Annotated in this window: 13 protein-coding genes and 1 pseudogene; all 14 read left to right on the plus strand. The window is 36.8% G+C overall.

The annotated features are described in order from the left end of the window. The first annotated feature begins 238 nt into the window (after positions 1-238). The 14 genes and pseudogenes from CN326_RS03990 to CN326_RS04055 all read left to right on the plus strand — a co-directional run bounded on the left by CN326_RS03990 (position 239) and on the right by CN326_RS04055 (position 17,864). On the plus strand, positions 239-1,633 hold the full coding sequence (locus CN326_RS03990) for an isochorismate synthase (protein WP_098306449.1): 1,395 nt from the start codon (positions 239-241) through the stop codon (positions 1,631-1,633). Continuing rightward, positions 1,630-3,384 (plus strand): 2-succinyl-5-enolpyruvyl-6-hydroxy-3-cyclohexene-1-carboxylic-acid synthase, encoded by a 1,755-nt coding sequence (menD, locus tag CN326_RS03995; RefSeq protein ID WP_098306451.1) that lies wholly within the window; start codon positions 1,630-1,632, stop codon positions 3,382-3,384. Before CN326_RS03990 ends, menD begins: the two co-directional genes overlap by 4 nt. After that, a pseudogene (gene menH / locus CN326_RS04000) lies at positions 3,381-4,169 on the plus strand (2-succinyl-6-hydroxy-2,4-cyclohexadiene-1-carboxylate synthase); the annotation flags it as partial. The gene menD and the pseudogene menH, both read left to right, overlap by 4 nt. Before the next feature lie 36 nt (positions 4,170-4,205). Next, on the plus strand, positions 4,206-5,024 hold the full coding sequence (gene menB, locus CN326_RS04005; protein WP_098306808.1) for a 1,4-dihydroxy-2-naphthoyl-CoA synthase: 819 nt from the start codon (positions 4,206-4,208) through the stop codon (positions 5,022-5,024). A gap of 446 nt (positions 5,025-5,470) precedes the next feature. After that, positions 5,471-5,767 carry a WXG100 family type VII secretion target gene (locus CN326_RS04010; protein ID WP_098306453.1) on the plus strand — a complete coding sequence of 99 codons (297 nt, stop codon included), beginning with the start codon at positions 5,471-5,473 and terminating at the stop codon, positions 5,765-5,767. A gap of 215 nt (positions 5,768-5,982) precedes the next feature. After that, positions 5,983-9,450 (plus strand): type VII secretion protein EsaA, encoded by a 3,468-nt coding sequence (gene esaA / locus CN326_RS04015; RefSeq protein ID WP_098306454.1) that lies wholly within the window; start codon positions 5,983-5,985, stop codon positions 9,448-9,450. After that, positions 9,422-9,925, plus strand: coding sequence for a type VII secretion protein EssA (gene essA, locus CN326_RS04020; RefSeq protein ID WP_098306456.1), 504 nt, complete (start codon positions 9,422-9,424; stop codon positions 9,923-9,925). Before esaA ends, essA begins: the two co-directional genes overlap by 29 nt. Before the next feature lie 12 nt (positions 9,926-9,937). Continuing rightward, on the plus strand, positions 9,938-10,189 hold the full coding sequence (locus CN326_RS04025) for an EsaB/YukD family protein (RefSeq protein ID WP_098306458.1): 252 nt from the start codon (positions 9,938-9,940) through the stop codon (positions 10,187-10,189). A 60-nt stretch (positions 10,190-10,249) separates the two neighbouring features. Then, on the plus strand, positions 10,250-11,443 hold the full coding sequence (essB, locus tag CN326_RS04030; protein ID WP_098306460.1) for a type VII secretion protein EssB: 1,194 nt from the start codon (positions 10,250-10,252) through the stop codon (positions 11,441-11,443). 183 nt (positions 11,444-11,626) lie between these two features. Beyond that, positions 11,627-16,165, plus strand: a complete 4,539-nt coding sequence (essC, locus tag CN326_RS04035) for a type VII secretion protein EssC (RefSeq protein ID WP_098306462.1) — start codon at positions 11,627-11,629, stop codon at positions 16,163-16,165. A 16-nt stretch (positions 16,166-16,181) separates the two neighbouring features. Then, positions 16,182-16,520, plus strand: coding sequence for a chorismate synthase (locus CN326_RS04040; RefSeq protein WP_098306464.1), 339 nt, complete (start codon positions 16,182-16,184; stop codon positions 16,518-16,520). Positions 16,521-16,525: 5 nt separating this feature from the next. After that, positions 16,526-16,825 carry a WXG100 family type VII secretion target gene (locus CN326_RS04045; protein ID WP_098306810.1) on the plus strand — a complete coding sequence of 100 codons (300 nt, stop codon included), beginning with the start codon at positions 16,526-16,528 and terminating at the stop codon, positions 16,823-16,825. Positions 16,826-16,828: 3 nt separating this feature from the next. Continuing rightward, complete coding sequence (locus CN326_RS04050; RefSeq protein ID WP_098306466.1) at positions 16,829-17,551, plus strand: DUF5081 family protein; 723 nt, start codon at positions 16,829-16,831, stop codon at positions 17,549-17,551. Further along, on the plus strand, positions 17,544-17,864 hold the full coding sequence (locus CN326_RS04055) for a hypothetical protein (protein WP_253630722.1): 321 nt from the start codon (positions 17,544-17,546) through the stop codon (positions 17,862-17,864). Before CN326_RS04050 ends, CN326_RS04055 begins: the two co-directional genes overlap by 8 nt. Positions 17,865-17,866 lie beyond the last annotated feature (2 nt).

Raw genomic sequence — 17,866 nt, forward strand, 5'->3', positions numbered from 1 at the left:
TCCTATCTGTTTGTTATATAAAATAAAAATGAGTTCTTACTGCCCATTAGAGCGGAACACGTACACAAAAAGTACACAATTAAGTGTAGGAAAAGCATCATATAGTGTCAACGTTTATTTTCTAGGAATATGCTCGGATTTTCTCAGAAATGCTAAACATTGACACACCTTTCGTTTGAGGTGTATCTTAAAATCAAGCGTATTTATGACTATTTTTCGCCCATAGGGGGGAGACTGTGTGATTCAAACGAAACAACATGATGTAAAAGATGTGATTCTTACTGCGATTCAGCGCGCAGCTGACGGGCAAGTACTCGTTAGTTTTGTGAAGCAAGTGGAATGGGTTGATCCACTCCTTTTTTATGCAGCAGGAACACAATTTGGATATAGAGACAGATGTTATTTTGCAGATCCATCGCAGCACGTTATCTTCGCTGGAGTAGGTTCTGCCTTTACTATAGCAAATTCTTCTGATAAGCGCTTTCAAAATGCTCGTCAAGAGTGGGCGCGATTGAAAGACGAAGCAGTAATTCATCGTGATACTTACGAATTTGGAACAGGACCGCTTTTATTTGGTGGTTTTGCTTTTGATCCACGAAAAGAAAGAACGGATTTATGGAAGTCATTTCACGATACAACACTGCAATTGCCAGCCTTTTTGTTAACGGTAAAGAATGAAAAGGCATGGTTAACAGTGAACCGTTTTGTTTCTGGAAATGATTGTGCAGAAAAGATTTATGAGGAATTACAAAACGCTGAGGAGCAATTGTTGCAGCAAAGCAAGCATTCCTTCGTGGAAGAGCATGTGACCATTCTTTCGAAAGTAGAAGTAGAGCCCGAGAAATGGCTGCAAGCAATTGAACAAGTGCAGGAAGAAATGAAGCGAGGGGCTGTTCAAAAAGTTGTGTTAGCTCGTGAGATGCAACTTGTTATGGATAAAGATGTTGATTCGGCTTCTGTTTTGGCAGCACTTCGTATAGGTCAACCGGATTGTTATGTATTTGCGTTTGATTATAAAGGAACGTGCTTCTTAGGAGCAACGCCAGAAAGGCTTCTTCGTAAAGAGGGAGAAACATATACATCCATGTGTCTTGCCGGTTCGATTGGACGAGGTGCTTCAGAAGAGGAAACGAAAGAGAATGGATATGAACTTTTGCATGATGAGAAAAATTTAGCAGAGCATGATTATGTTGTAAACATGATTCGCAGTGTGTTAACAAGGCATTGTGAAACGGTTGATATTCCATATGAACCGCAATTATTGAAGACGAAAAATTTACTTCATCTATATACACCAGTACAAGCAAATGGAAATGGTGATTTATTATCGATGATTGAAGAACTTCATCCAACACCAGCTCTTGGAGGAACACCGCGAGAAGAAGCGCTGAAATTGATTCGTGAAGTAGAGCTATTAGATCGCGGGTTATACGGAGCGCCAATGGGCTGGGTTGATGAACAAGGAAACGGAGAATTTGCCGTAGCACTTCGCTGCGGATTATTGTCTGGTAAACAAGCTTCGTTATTTGCTGGATGCGGCATTGTCATTGATTCAAAGCCGCATTTAGAGTATGAGGAAACAAGGCTGAAATTTAAGCCGATGCTTTCTGCTTTGGAGGGACTATCTAGATGAGCAATCATATAGAAGCATTATCGTATTACTTAGGCGCGTTTGTTGATGAATTGGCGCGCCTGCATGTGCAGGATGTTGTCATTAGCCCGGGTTCACGGTCAACGCCGCTTGCCTTATTAATGACGCAGCATGAACAAATCCGCACATATTTACACGTGGATGAAAGATCAGCGGCCTTTTTTGCTCTTGGCATTGCGAAGGCAAAAAAACGCCCTGTTGCCTTATTATGTACATCAGGCACAGCGGCAGCAAACTATTATCCAGCTATATGTGAAGCATTTCATTCGCGCATCCCGCTTCTCGTACTGACAGCGGATCGTCCGCATGAATTGCGAGATATTGGTGCACCGCAAGCAATGAATCAATTTCATTTGTTCGGTTCGTTTGTAAAACAATTTATTGAAATGGCACTTCCAGAAGCAGCAGAACCAATGTATCGATATGCACGGATGACAGCGGGACGAGGGATAGCAGCGGCATTACAAACGCCGAAAGGACCCGTTCATGTAAACTTTCCGCTTCGCGAGCCGTTAATTCCGAATTTCTCTTTAGAAAATTTATGGGAAAAAGGCCGCGGAGAATACGAAACAACCGTTCATCAAGGGGAAATAGCGGTGACGGATGAATATGCAGCATCTTTACGAGAGCGCCTTTCGCATATGAAAAAGGGGCTTATTGTATGTGGTGATGATAGTCATCCAAATATTGCAGAAGCTGTCGTGGCTTTTTCAAAAGCATATGGTTATCCGATTCTTGCAGATCCGCTTTCTGGGCTTCGCAGCAGTCTTCACGATAAAGAGACGATTATAGATTGCTATGATACATTTTTACGAAATGAACAACTTCGCGATAGTTGGAAACCAGATGTGATCATTCGCTTCGGCGGTATGCCAGTTTCTAAAGCACTTACGCAATACTTGAAAAAGCAAACAGAAGCATTGCACATTGTTGTTGACGAATCTGGAAATTGGCGTGATCCAGCGCTTATGTCCACAGAAGTTGTGTATGCAAATGATGCTAAATTTTGTGAGCAGCTTGTAAATGACGTCAAGCAGCAAAGCAACTATGACTGGCTTCATATGTGGCAACAGATAAATGCTGTAACAAAAGAGAAGCTTATTAAAATTGAATCGTATGAACATGCATTTGAAGGAAAAGTGATTACAGAACTTGTAGATGTTCTGCCAAATGATGCAACTTTATTTGTAAGTAACAGTATGCCAATTCGTGATACAGATACATTTTTCTTCTCAAATGATAAAAATATTGAAGTACTAGCAAATCGCGGTGTCAATGGCATTGATGGCATTGTTTCGACAGCGCTTGGGGTGAGTGTAGCTCGTGATTCGCTCGTATTAGTTGTGGGGGATTTATCGTTCTACCATGATTTAAATGGATTGTTAGCAGCAAAGCTACATGATTTAAATGCAACTATTGTTGTCGTTAACAATGATGGCGGCGGTATTTTCTCATTTTTACCGCAGTATGAACAGAAAGAACATTTTGAAGCATTATTTGGTACGCCGCTCGGACTTGATTATGAACATGTTGTCAAGATGTATAACGGTTCATTCCAGCGCGTAAAAACATGGGAAGCGTTTCGAAATGAAGTGGACAAAGGTACGAGAGAAAATGGACTGCATGTCATTGAAATCCAAACAGATCGTGAAGAGAACTTACAGCTTCATCGTGACATTATGGCAGAGGCAGCAGCCATTGTTTCAGAAGTATTGCAAGGTGAAGGGAAATGAAAGTAAACGTACATGGTGTTTCTTACGAATATGAAGTAATCGGAAGCGGCGAGCCGTTTCTTGTACTTCATGGTTTTACAGGCAGCATGGAAACATGGCGTTCGTTTGTTCCTGCATGGAGCGATCAGTTTCAAGTGATTTTAGTCGATATAATCGGACATGGTAAAACGGAAAGTCCAAAGGAACCCTGGCACTATAACGTAGAAACGGTAGCTGGGCATCTCATTGCCTTACTCGATCATTTGCAAATTGAAAAAGCGCATATGTTAGGTTATTCTATGGGCGGGCGCCTTGCGCTTACGCTTGCTTGTTTATATCCAGAGCGCGCCTTGTCTCTTTTGTTAGAAAACTGTACAGCGGGACTGATAACAGAAGAAGAACGTGAAGAGCGTAGACAAAAGGATGAACAGCTTGCTGAAAAGATTGAACGAGAAGGCGTTTCTGCTTTTGTGGAAAAATGGGAGAACATTCCGCTCTTTGCCACGCAAAAAAAATTACCGCTTCATGTACAAGCTAGCGTACGTGAAGAAAGGTTAGCTAATGATCCTGAGGGTCTTGCAAATAGCTTGCGGGGCATGGGAACAGGAGCGCAGCCATCTTGGTGGAATGAATTGCAACACTTGCAAATGCCGGTCTTACTCATGAGCGGAGAATATGATGAAAAGTTCTTTCACATCTTAAAAAAGATGAAAAAACATATTCCTCATGCTGAATTTGTACAAATTATTGGCGCGGGCCATGCAATTCATGTGGAACAACCGCAAAAGTTTGATACAATAGTAAGGGGCTTTTTGCAAAACATAAAAGGAGGTAGAGACAAAATGACGATTGAATGGGTAAAAGAAGGTAATTACGAAGATATTATTTACTCCACATACAATGGAATCGCAAAAATTTCGATTAACCGTCCTGAAGTACATAATGCATTCCGTCCAAAAACGGTAATGGAGTTAATCGATGCGTTTGCACATGCACGAGATGATGAAAATGTTGGCGTTATCATTTTAACAGGTGAAGGTGGCCGTGCATTCTGTTCTGGCGGTGACCAAAAGGTTCGCGGTCATGGCGGATATGTTGGGGAAGACCAAATCCCGCGCCTAAACGTATTAGACTTACAACGTTTAATTCGCGCGATTCCAAAACCAGTTATCGCAATGGTAGCAGGTTATGCAATCGGTGGTGGACATGTTCTTCACATCGTATGTGATTTAACAATCGCAGCAGATAACGCAGTATTTGGCCAAACTGGTCCAAAAGTAGGCAGCTTTGATGGCGGATACGGTGCTGGTTATTTAGCACGTATGGTTGGTCATAAGAAAGCACGCGAAATTTGGTACTTATGCCGTCAATACAATGCGCAAGAAGCACTTGATATGGGCTTAATTAACACAGTTGTACCATTAGAACAGTTAGAAGAAGAAACTGTGAAATGGGCAGAAGAAATTTTAGCAAACAGCCCGATGGCACTTCGTTTCTTAAAAGCTGCATTTAATGCAGATACAGATGGCCTTGCTGGTATTCAACAACTAGCTGGTGATGCAACGCTATTATACTACACAACAGACGAAGCAAAAGAAGGCCGCGATGCGTTTAAAGAAAAACGCCGTCCGGACTTTGGACAATTCCCTCGATTCCCGTGATCGGGAAGGGGAACAAAAGAGACTTGATGAAATTTCATCAAGTCTCTTTTTTGTATCCCGCATTAACGGGCAGTAAGACCCTCACCTCAAGATTGAGAGAGAAACAAAGAAGATAGGTGGGGGAAATTGCCCGTAAAAGCCCGATTGGTTCAACTAACCATCAGTGGGGGATGAAGAACCCCACTGATGGAAGTTTCACTTTATGCTTAGCCAGTTTTCTAATATGATTTTCAAAAATCTGTATTAGATTACAGTTATTCTCGTTTAATAACATATTATTATTATTATTATATTTATATATAAATATAATAATAATAATATTGGATATTTATATACAAAAAGGTAAATTTTCCTTCCTATAATTTTATCATTATTGTTATAATAGAAATAGTAAAATTAAAATGGTTAATTTTACAATTTTCGCATATTGATAGGGGGAATATTAAATGTCTGGACAAATTCGTATGAGTCCTGAGGAACTTAAAGCTAAAGCAGCTCTATATGGTAGAAGCTCTCAAGAAATTGATAGTATTTTACGCAAGCTGGAAGGGTTACAAAATGAATTAAGAGGTGAATGGGAAGGCCGTGCTTTCCAAGGGTTTGATCAACAATTTAATGAATTGAAACCGAAAGTACAAAGTTTCTCTCAATTATTACATGAGATTAACGTTCAATTAGACAGAACTGCACAAGCTGTTGCTGAACATGATGAGCAGTTATCACGTAATTTTGGCTTGAAATAAGAAAGCTTGAATAGTAGAAGATTGATAAATGAGCCATGCGACTTTTGTTGTATGGCTGATTTATATATAAGTGGTTTAATTTTGAAATTTTAATAATAATCATTCTCTCCATTGCAATTATGTTGATGCAGTTTAAGGCTATACATTTGAAAGAAAAAAATAAGCTACATGCTAACAATGGATAAATTATTTTATATTCACAGGAGTGGTAAGTATTGAAAAAAATTCAATGGAGGATTTTGTTGTTTATTGTTTTAGCTCTTGTACTAGCAACGGGAACTTCCTATTTAGCATTAAATCATAAGGTTAAAAAAGAGGATGAAACTAGTGCTAAAAAAATGGCAGTTGCCGTAGTAAACGAAGATCAAGGAACGACGTTTGAAGGGCAGAAAATAAATTTTGGAGATCAGTTTACAAAAAACATTAGTAAAAATGATACACAACAATGGTATGTGGTAAGTCGCGGAATAGCGGAAAATGGTTTGAAGAATAATAATTATAACATGATGATTGTTATTCCGAATGATTTTTCCCAGAAAGCGGTTGCTATTAATTCGGATTCGCCAGAAAAAGTAACGATAAGTTACAAAATTAATGCTACTGGTAATAAAGATTTGAAGGCAGAGGCAGAAAATACTGCGGCTTCTATTTTAGAAGAGTTTAATAAACATATAGTAGATGTTTATTTTGCCAGTATTGTTGGGAATTTACAAGGTGCACAAGATAATATACAGGCAATCATCAACAAAGAACAAGCTCAATTTAATGTATATAAGACAGATGTACAAAGCCCTTTAGCAAACTATACACAACAATTTAAAACAGTACAAGATTATACAGGAGTTTCAATAGATACATTTAAAGGGTTTCAAGGTGTCTTGAATGGGTTGGAACAAAATATTGATGGAACCGCACAATCTAATTTGGCTTTCCAAAATAGTTTTGGTAATTTCCAAAAGACACAAGGGGAAAATAGTTTAGTTGCAAATAATTTCTCTAACCAACTGAATCAATTCAATAGCGATTTAAGTACAGAGGATGTATTAAAAAGGCTAGATACTTTGGAGTTAACTAACAAAGCGATAGCTGATCAATTCACTCTTGCAGATCAAAAAGCTAATGCTAATATTTTATCAGATTCAGCTGCTATTCAAAATTACTTAACAGACGTTAATAGTAAAATTCGCAGTTACGATGCAGATTTAACAGAAAAATTAAAGTCGGATATTGAAGCTGAGACTCGTGAGAAATTAAAGAAAGCCATTTCGGGTGAGGATCAAAAAGCAGTATATCTAAATACACTTATGCAGCAACCGAACGATGCAATTAAGAAGAAAATTGAACAGCTAATCAATCACTTACCGAGTGTGAGTATGGAAGAGATAGATCAGCTTCCGTTACCAGATGAAACAAAACAAGAGTTAGAAAATGTGATTCGAGTTACTGGAAAATACAATACAGAGAATCAATTTTATCCTGAAGATACAGGACAAACCCCTTTAGGAAATACAATAAAAACCATTAAAGTGGATCTTGCAACAAATGGAATCGTCTTTAACGATGTCAAAAAAGTACCGAAGATGGATGATCCTCAAAAGTTTACTTTAAATCTTCCGAGTGGGTTTGGTCTATATTCAGATAATCAGTCGTTAGTAATTGATGGCAAAGATTATACAGAAGAATTTTTAAATAAAGGCACAGTTACTTTACCAGCACGAGAAGAAGGAAATTTGGATGTTCGTGTACATGTTAAATTACTAGATCCGAATGCAAATATAGATGTGTTTACTCCAGTAAATTGGCAGTGGAATTTAGACCATAAGCATGAGAAGAAAACACCTACTGAAACAGGAAAGCCTTCCAATCCTAATGGAAAAGAAGATGCCGGAAACACTGGTAATACATCGATAAGTACAGCTTCACAAAAGGTAACGAAAACAGTACAAACAACGGATACAACCCCAGGTGATCCAAATAAGGGCAATGGAACAACCCCAGGCGATCCAAATAAGGGTGATGGAACAACCCCAAGTGATCCAAATAAGGGCGATGGAACAACCCCTAGTGATCCAAATAAGGACGATGGAACAACCCCAAGTGATCCAAATAAGGGTGATGGAACAACCCCAGGTAATCCAAATAAGGGCGATGGAACAACCCCAGGTGATCCTAACAAAGATAAACCTAAGGTAGAAACAATTGAACGCACGAATGATCGAATCTCACATCAAAAGGCAGAGAATTTATTCCCAGATTCAACAAATGTATTAATTAGTGATTCTGTTAAAACAGTACAAGCTTATGAGCAATTGGTAAGTTTGTATGAATTGTATTATGGCTTTGATATGAAATCAGATTTAGAAACAAAGTTAGAAGAGGGAACATTAAGTGATCAAGCTGCACCAGATTCTCTTTATTACATTTTCAATAAGCAAGATATAGTAGATGTAATGGCAAACTTTATTGCAACTGAGATTACTGGTGAAATAACGGCAGAAACAAATGATTTAAAACAAAAAGTCGATACGTATATGGAATTAGTAGGTAATGCTGATCAAAATTCAGAACACTTGGCAGAAGTATTAAAACAAACAACAGAACAAGCTCAAGTTATGAATACGACTTTAGGAGAATACTTAAAAAATGTAGAAGCATGGCGTGAAAATAGCTTGAAATTAATGGATGACCAAAAAGTAGTGGCGACTAATCGTGATGGTGAACAAACAGCCGTGTTAGCATTAAATTCCGAGTATAATTCATTGTTAACGCAAAGCCAATCTTTAAGTGATGCGTCTAAAGGAAATCTATTAGCGGCAGATAACGTGTATAAAACGTTTGATGAAATTAATAATCAGGCAAAAGAAATTCAAGATAGTGGTGTAACGATTGTATCGAAAGCGAATACATTACTAGATGATTATAGTGAAAAAGTAGCAGATGACAAGGATTTCTCCAAAAACTTTGCGAAAGTACTGTCAAATAGCCGTGTTGGAGAGCGTCAAAATGAAGACTTATATCAATTTTTAGCAAGTCCAGTTCAGAAGCAAAATGATGGTACGATTACAGCTGGGGATGCATTTACACCGTACTTAATGGTATTGGTATGCTTTATTGTTGCTTTATTTACTTCTTATGCAATCGCACATCAAGAAAAAAGACGTAGTCAAAAAGATGATTTTGAAGAAGAATTCTCTACGATGCTTTCAAATGTACCAATTACTGCAATTACTTTAGGAATTGCAATTGCAGAAGGGATAACGATTGGTATTATTTCAGGGCATTTACTAGAATTTGATCAGACACGTAATTTAATGTGGATTGGTTCTATTACAATGATTATGGCTGCTTTAGTTCTGATTTCCACATATTTATTACGTCAGGTAAAAATGATTGGGATGTTTGTATTATTAACGTTCTTTAGTATGTATTTGTTCTTAACGAATGCAGTAGGAATGAATGTAGATAAAATGTCGTACTTTGGACAAATACGTAAATTCTCACCACTTCAATATATTGAAACATTTTTAAATAACTTTATAAGTGGTAAAAATAGTGAGCCTGCTATTTTTGGATGTATTATTGGCTTAGCTATTTTTGGATTTATTATCAATCTCTTTGTATGGCATAGAAGAAGAGGAGAGGGACAAGAGTTAGATGATCAAATCACGGAAAGTATTAGTTAATTTATCATTGTTTCTTTTCCTTGGCTCATTTGCCGCGTTACCGATGAGGTGCGCGGCAGAGAGCTACCTCAATGATAATGGGAAAATGGAGTTTAAAGTAGATCGAATCGAACAAACAGATCAAGAAAAAATGAATAAAGGGGAACAAGAAACGGAATTAGATAAGACACAAATAGAATTATTTAATCCAGAAGTAGAGAAAGAAATTGCAGAAAAACAAAAGAAAGAAAAGAAACAGATGCAAGAATTAAGGGAATCCTTATTTCTCAATACAAAAACAAATGATGATATCAAAGATACAAAAGAAAGTTTATTCCAGAAAAACTACGCGGTGCAAATGAATTCGAGTGAAACAAATAATAATCAAAGCACAACGGGAACACCAATTAGTACAACGATGACGGTACTACTCATCGGTGGGATTCTACTCATTTGTAGTGGTATTTATGCCATTATTCGAAAAACTGGGGTATAAGGAGAAATATGAATGGCTGTTCAAACACATATTAATGTCACCGTAGATTTTAGTAAATGGAATGGGAAAACATATGATTTACGCATTCCTAATCATCAATCTATTAAATATTTGTTGAAGAATTTAATAGAAACTTTAAAAGTTCAAAATCATGATGGGTCACATTATGTCATAAAAGTTGTTAATAAGTCGCTATTACTAACAGACAATGATCGGTTAATAGATTATGAAGTAACTGATGGAGATATTTTACAAGTACTATGACTACTTGGATAAATAGTTCAATGTGTAGAAATTTATGTATACGATCAAAAGGAGAAGAACATGGTGGAGAAAACGATTCAGATTGATTCGATGAATTATCGATTTGAAATAGGCGAAGGGACTTGGAAATTAGAACTTGCCCAGTCACAAACTCGAGTAAAAGATTTTTGTCAATTTGATTTATTAATGGAGAAGTCAGCAATCTTTGTTCCGGTAGCAGTAGAAGAAACGGAGGATGCCTTTGTCTTTTCATACGAAGTTAGTAAGAAACTAAAGAAGTGGGACGATATAAAAGATTTAGAGAGAAATGAAAAATTACGATTGCTTCGAAATGTCGCTCGTTTTAAAGAGTATTTACATAGAAGAATAACGTTCTTTTTACACCCAGAAAATCTAGTATTTGATACTAATTATTTACCTTTTATTGTTCATCGTGGAATTCGAGAGATTGTCCCGCCAGCCCCAATTACAGAAGAAAAATTCTTATTACAATATAAATGTTTAATTATTGCATTGTTTTCTAAAAAATATAGCTATGATGAATTGTATAGCGGCGTCTTGAAAAATGCAAAAGAAACAACATTTGAGCAAAATGTTGTTAGTATGAACAGTTTAGACGAATTAATCCAATTTATTGAAGATAGCTTTGAAAAAGAACAAAGAAAAACAGAAAAGAATATGCAAATTGTCCCTAAGAAAAACTTTAAAAGGTTCAAATATATGGCATACTCTTTTGCGGCAGCTACGGTTATTTTAGTAGCACCATTAGCGTATTACGCGTTTATGAAAGTGCCTTATCAAAATACATTGTTAGAAGCAAATAAAAACTTTTTAGCTACTGATTATGATCAAGTCATTAGTAATTTACAAGATGAAGATGCTGAAGGACTACCTTTAGCTTCTAAATATGAGCTGGCATATTCTTATGTTAAGGGTGAGAAATTAGGGGAACAGCAAAAAGCATCTATTATGAAGAACATCAGTTTAAAAAGTGATGAAAACTATTTGCTGTATTGGATTTATAACGGTAAGGGAGATTTTAATAAATCTCTAGATATAGCAAAGCAGATTGATGATCCACAATTAATCATGTATGGCTTAATCAAACAAATAGAGGCTGTGAAAAATAATCCGAAATTGTCGGGAAAAGAACGAGATGAGAAGTTAAAAACATATCAGCAACAGTTAGATGAGTATAAAAAGAAATATAGTGATACATCTGATGAAAAAGATTTATCTAATACGAACAAATAAACAAACTAAGAACGTTAAAAGAATGAAACTTCTTTTACTTCATGTATCCTGCTCTAATGGATAGTAAAACTCTCACCTCAAAACGTAAAGAAAAGAATCTAGGTGGGAATTTTACTATCTTTAAGAGAAACAGTACACATATTTTTTTAACTATAGAAGCTAACAAAGGAGTAGTGGAGAAGGATGAAGCAACAACTTCTAGCAGTGAGCTATGGCGATAAATTGTATAAATGTCGCTTAAATCCATCTGAACGTCCCGTTGTGACAATTGGGAATGAGTGGTCAAATACAATTACGAATCTTGATTTAGAAGAATCGCTTACGATGAATTGGGACCTTGAGAATGGTGTATGGAAAATAGAAGATAGAACCATCCATGTTAACAAGGAGAATAAAATTGAACTGAAAAATCATAAATCTCTCCATGTGTGGATCACATATGTTGAAGAGGTTGCTGTATATGATATAGCGACGAAGTATTCCATCACGCTTAGCGAACGTGAAGGTGATGATATTACCATTGATGGAACAGGTGCAGACCTCGTATTCATTCGTGAGTCATTAGATGAACCATTCAAAGTTAACGTATACGAAGGACGTGTATTTCATAACCATCAAAAATTAGAAGGTAGTGCTATTTTAGAAAGTGGAGATCAATTATTTTTTGATGGTGTAACAATTCAAATTGGACATGAAGATATTCAATTTGGAGCAGCCAAAGACAAAGTACAATCAATATTACCTCGTTTACTTGAAGCAGATAGCTATTTTCGTGATGAATATCCAGACTACCATCGTTCACCACGCATTATTTATCGTGAGCCAGTTGACAAAATGACAATTGCAAAGCCACCAAGTGAACCATCAAAACCAACAGAACATTTAGTGCGAATGATCGCTCCGTCCCTTGTTATGATCATGGTCACTGTACTATTGGCAATCTTTATGTCAAATGGCTTATATATATTTGCCTCATTAGCGATGACTGTAGCGACAGTAATTATATCGATCACATCGTATATTAAAAGTTTAAAGCAATACAAAATTGATATTGTAGAGCGTGACACAAGTTATAGAGAGTATTTAAAACAAAAGACAAAAGATTTATATGAAGAAACTGAAAAGCAACGTCATGCACTTCACTATCATTATCCAGATGTTGCAGAAATTCGCAACATGGCTATGCAGGTAAACTCACGTATATATGAAAAAACGATGCTTCATCATGATTTCTTAACATATCGTGTTGGAACAGGTCAGGAAAATACTAGTTTTGAAATTCAATTTAACGAAGAAGAATTTAGTCAAAAGAAAGATGAATTAATTGATACAGCACGTGAACTAAGACAACAATACCTTTCACTACAAGATGTTCCAGTCGTGACAGATTTAATGAATGGACCAGTCGGATATATTGGACAACGTTCTTTAGTGTTAGAACAACTGCAACTTTTAGTTATGCAAACTGCACTATTTCATAGTTACTATGATTTGCAGTTTATTACATTGTTCCCTGAAGAAGAAAAGAAGAAATGGGATTGGATGCGCTGGCTGCCGCATGCAAGTGTGCGCGATATTAACGTACGTGGTTTTGTGTACCATGAACGCAGCCGTGACCAAGTACTAAACAGTCTGTATCAAATATTAAAAGACCGCAAAATGAAAATAGAAGAAAAAGGTTCTTCTAATGAAAAATTATATTTTGCACCGCACTATGTTGTACTCATTACAGATGAAAAACTGATCTTAGATCACATTGTAATGGAATTCTTTAATGAAGATCCAACGGAATTAGGAGTATCACTTGTCTTCGTACAAGATGTAATGCAAAGTCTACCAGAACATGTGAAGACAGTCATCGATATAAGAGATTCCAAGAAAGGGAATATCATCTTAGAAAAAGGTGAACTTGTTAACCGCCAATTCGCGCTCGATCATTTTCCAAAAGACTTTAACTTAGAAGATGTATCCCGTGCATTAGCACCGCTGAATCACTTACAAAACTTGAAAAATAGTATTCCCGAAAGTGTAACTTTCTTAGAAATGTATGGTGTCGAGAAAATTCAAGAATTAAACATTACAGCAAGGTGGGAAAAAAATGCAGCCCACAAATCATTAGCTGTACCACTTGGATTACGCGGTAAAGAAGATATTGTAAATCTAAACTTACATGAAAAAGCACATGGACCACACGGATTAGTGGCAGGTACGACAGGTTCTGGTAAGTCAGAGATTATTCAATCATACATTTTATCCCTTGCGGTAAACTTTCATCCGTATGAAGTAGCCTTTCTACTCATTGACTATAAGGGCGGCGGAATGGCGAATCTATTCAAAGATTTACCGCATTTACTAGGAACCATTACGAACTTAGACGGTGCACAAAGTATGCGTGCACTAGCATCGATTAAAGCGGAATTACAAAAGCGTCAGCGCTTATTTGGGGAACATGATGTAAACCATATTAACCAATATCAAAAACTGTACAAACAAGGCAAAGCGAAAGAACCAATGCCGCACTTGTTCTTAATTAGTGATGAATTCGCAGAGTTAAAGGCAGAGCAGCCTGACTTTATGAAAGAGCTAGTATCAACAGCACGTATCGGTCGTTCTCTAGGAATTCACTTAATCCTAGCAACGCAAAAACCAAGCGGGGTTGTCGATGACCAAATTTGGAGTAACTCGAAATTTAAATTAGCACTAAAAGTACAAAACACATCCGACAGTAACGAAATCTTAAAAACACCAGATGCCGCAGAAATCACACTGCCAGGACGAGCTTACTTACAAGTCGGAAATAACGAAATCTATGAATTATTCCAATCTGCATGGAGCGGTGCTGATTACATAGAGAACAGAGACGATCAAGAGCATTTAGACGCAACTATTTATGCGATTAATGATTTAGGGCAGTATGAGATTTTGAGTGAGGATTTGAGTGGTTTTGGGAAACAAGAGAGCATCGCAAAAGTACCAACCGAATTGGATGCAGTCATTGATTACATTCATGAGTACACAGAAGAAGAACAAATAGCACCGCTGAAGCGCCCATGGTTACCGCCTTTAGAAGAACGTATTTACTTGCCGCAACTGCAATTTGTTGATTTCCAACAAGCGTGGCAAGAACCGAAAAGCGATTTAGAACCGATGATTGGTATTGTTGATATTCCAGAGATGCAAGCGCAAGAGCCATTACAACTGAATTTAACAAAAGAAGGACATATCGTAGTCTTTGCAAGTCCAGGATACGGGAAATCAAGTTTCTTACAATCTGTTGTAATGGATTTAGCACGGAAGCATAGTCCAGAACATTTGCATGTCTATTTATTAGACTTTGGTACAAATGGTTTATTATCGCTAAAAGGCTTACCACATGTTGCGGATACCCTTATGGTAGATGATTTGGAGAAAATAAATAAATTTATTAGACGTTTATCCCAAGAGCTTAAAGTTCGAAAACAACTACTAAGCAAATATGGTGTCGCAAATATGGCAATGTATGAGAAAGCAAGCGGTAAATCTCTTCCGAATATTTTAATTACTTTAGATAACTATGACACGGTACGCGATGGACAATTTGGTGATGAATTTGAAAGAATGATTACACAAATTGCACGTGAGGGCGCGAGTATTGGAATTCATTTATTAATGAGTGCGGGCCGTCAAAACGCAATACTGATGTCACTTTTAGCTAATATTAAAATGCAAATTGCACTCTATAACATTGAGCAAAACGAAGCGCGAAATATTGTTGGACGTACAGATTTAACAATTGAAGAATTACCAGGGCGAGGACTTGTGAAACTTGAAAATCCAGCAGTTTTCCAAACAGCGCTACCAACGATAGGAGAAGATGCTTTGGCTATTGTTGAAGCTATTCAAGAAGAAGCGAAAGCTATGAATCATGCATGGAAAGGTGAAAGACCGTTGCCAATTCCAATGGTGCCTGAAGTACTACATTATCACGAGTTCATTTCTTGGCCGCAAACGAAGCAACTTATTGAAAACAAGCAAATACCATTTGCAGTTGATATGGAAGAAGTACAACCTGTCGCATTTGATTTAGAAAAGCATCAAAATATTGTTGTTATAGGAGATCAATTAGAGATCATTGAAAATTCGATGGAAATGATTCTACAACTTCTAAAACGTAGTGACGCATACGATATCGTTTTATTTGATAACAGTACAATGAGATTCACTGGAAGCAAAGAGGTAGCTGCACAGTATGTTTCTAATGGAACAGAGATGGAAGAGGTAGCTGCTGCACTAAGAAATGTATGGAAAAGACGAGAAGAAGCATTTATTGAAATGCAGAAAGAAAGCAATGGTCAACTATCAATCCATGAATTTAAAAAACAGCTACGACCTATTGTTGTTGTAATAACGGATGTTCCATTTATTAATAGCACATTGAATACAACAGTAGAAGACAATTTAGGAGAACTCATCGAAAATGGGCATCGAATGGGTATTCACTGTATTATTTCTGGTACAAATGGTCTATTAGGAAAAGATTACGACAGGGTGAACCAAGCTGTGAAAAAACAGAAAACGGGTATTGTATTAACAAAAGTTGCAGACCAATGGCTGTTTGAAGTTTCTAACCGTCCTTACAAAGAAAAGAATTTACAACCTTATGAAGCCTACTTTATACAGCAAAACATGGCTGAAAAAATTAAATTAGCAGCTTACTTATCGCCAGTGGAGAATTTACGTTAAAAGGGTGGGGATGGATTTGTTTGATTTCTTAAAAAATGAATATGAAAGAAAACGAGATTACTATAGGAATCTATACCAAGACTTACAAGAAAACATCACGGATTATTCAAATGGTATAGCTGAAATTAATAGTATGCTAAGTAGTTATAAAGGCAAGATGCCCCATTCATCAAGTGGGAGTATCCCATCCAATGAATTTGTGTCGAAACGTGAGCAACTGGATGAGAAGCTGACGAAGTATATTTCAGCCGCAAAAGAGAAACAGTCGAGTTTAATAGCAGCTAAACAAGCAGCTTACAATCGTTACATTTATTACAGGGACCAAGCAAATGCAAAGGCTAAAGAAGGGAAGTGATGAAGATGGGGAAAGTTGAGATTATTGATAGCGATTTACAGCAAGCAATTAGCTGCTCTAAAGCAATCCAGGAAGCATTAAACACATCCTATGAAAAAAGCAATGATTTGAAAAGCTTTGTAAAATCAGCTAAATGGAGCGGGAGCACACGCGGAGCGTTTGAAGCATACTTAGATTTAATTACGCAATACCATAGAGATATGAAGCATATTATGGACAAGCATACGACAGCGTTAGAAAACTTAAATACGTACGTGAGAAATTTCGAAGATACAGCAGATGTGAGGAAAGTGAGGAATTTATAGCTCATGATAGATTCACAAATGATCAAGGATACTTTCAGTACAGAAGAATTATATTTACTAGCAAGTGCTTTTGATGCCAATGTCATTTTTGGTCTAGATTCAAAAGAGTTACTAATCATGAAGGGTCTAGACGTAATGGAACAAGCAAAACAAAAATTAATAGATAAAGAAATATTAACAGTAGACGGGAAAATAACAGAAGGCGGAGCCACTGTTATTCAAACACTACAAACTTATTATAAAAGCCGCAAGTATGTACGACTAAATCAGTTTATGTTTGCTTTTTTAGAGGAGAAATCAGATGAGTTAATCATGTTAGTTGAAATCATACCTCATCAGCAATATCAATTACATGTTCTCTCTAAAGCAATTGTATTGAAAATGCTGACTGAGCATTTCCCTATGCTGCTAAGGGAACCACAAGAAGATGAATACAAAGAACTAACGCGTGAAGCATCTGATCAGGAAAGAAAAGAGATGGAACAACGCTCCTTATCAGGTCAGGGCATGATAAATATGGAACTGTTTCATCTGACGGAAAAACCAGCGTTACAGTCCAACCAACGCTACTATCAACAATGGCTTTTCTTTGAAGAAGAGAAAAAAGTAGCAGCTGTTAATTTAGTAAAAGAGCAATATTTGTTTGTAAGTCAGTTCTGGCTATTAAAGCTTGTATTTGATGAACTGGAATTTCCTTATACGAAGGAGGAAATCGTAAATGGCTAATGCTGTGTCTGATGGCCAAAGCATTCAGATGAATGTGGATGAAATGACTACGATTTATAAGTACTTACAAGAAATACTAAGTACATTTGAAAATGAGATTCAAGCATCCAGTCATAACATCCAGCAATTTAAATACTACAAAGATGGAAAAGCGAAACAGGTTGTAAGTGAGTATGAGAAAATTTTGAACAAAACAATGGAAATCAGAGATCATTACGCTCGCATAATGTCGCTAGTTGCCTATACTTTAAACTCCATGATGGAAACAGATGAAAAACTGGCACAAGAAATTATAGAAAAAATTGGGGTGTAAGC

Origin of the sequence: Bacillus sp. AFS018417 (assembly GCF_002560985.1) — a bacterium.
In the GTDB taxonomy this organism is placed as follows: domain Bacteria; phylum Bacillota; class Bacilli; order Bacillales; family Bacillaceae_G; genus Bacillus_A; species Bacillus_A rhizoplanae.

Excerpts from the sequence above, each read along its gene's own strand:
- menD (WP_098306451.1), top strand. The coding sequence starts at position 1,630 with ATGAGCAATCATATAGAAGCATTATCGTATTACTTAGGCGCGTTTGTT.
- menB (WP_098306808.1), top strand. The coding sequence starts at position 4,206 with ATGACGATTGAATGGGTAAAAGAAGGTAATTACGAAGATATTATTTAC.
- CN326_RS04010 (WP_098306453.1), top strand. The coding sequence starts at position 5,471 with ATGTCTGGACAAATTCGTATGAGTCCTGAGGAACTTAAAGCTAAAGCA.
- essA (WP_098306456.1), top strand. The coding sequence starts at position 9,422 with ATGATCAAATCACGGAAAGTATTAGTTAATTTATCATTGTTTCTTTTC.
- CN326_RS04025 (WP_098306458.1), top strand. The coding sequence starts at position 9,938 with ATGGCTGTTCAAACACATATTAATGTCACCGTAGATTTTAGTAAATGG.
- essB (WP_098306460.1), top strand. The coding sequence starts at position 10,250 with ATGGTGGAGAAAACGATTCAGATTGATTCGATGAATTATCGATTTGAA.
- essC (WP_098306462.1), top strand. The coding sequence starts at position 11,627 with ATGAAGCAACAACTTCTAGCAGTGAGCTATGGCGATAAATTGTATAAA.
- CN326_RS04045 (WP_098306810.1), top strand. The coding sequence starts at position 16,526 with ATGGGGAAAGTTGAGATTATTGATAGCGATTTACAGCAAGCAATTAGC.
- CN326_RS04050 (WP_098306466.1), top strand. The coding sequence starts at position 16,829 with ATGATAGATTCACAAATGATCAAGGATACTTTCAGTACAGAAGAATTA.
- CN326_RS04055 (WP_253630722.1), top strand. The coding sequence starts at position 17,544 with ATGGCTAATGCTGTGTCTGATGGCCAAAGCATTCAGATGAATGTGGAT.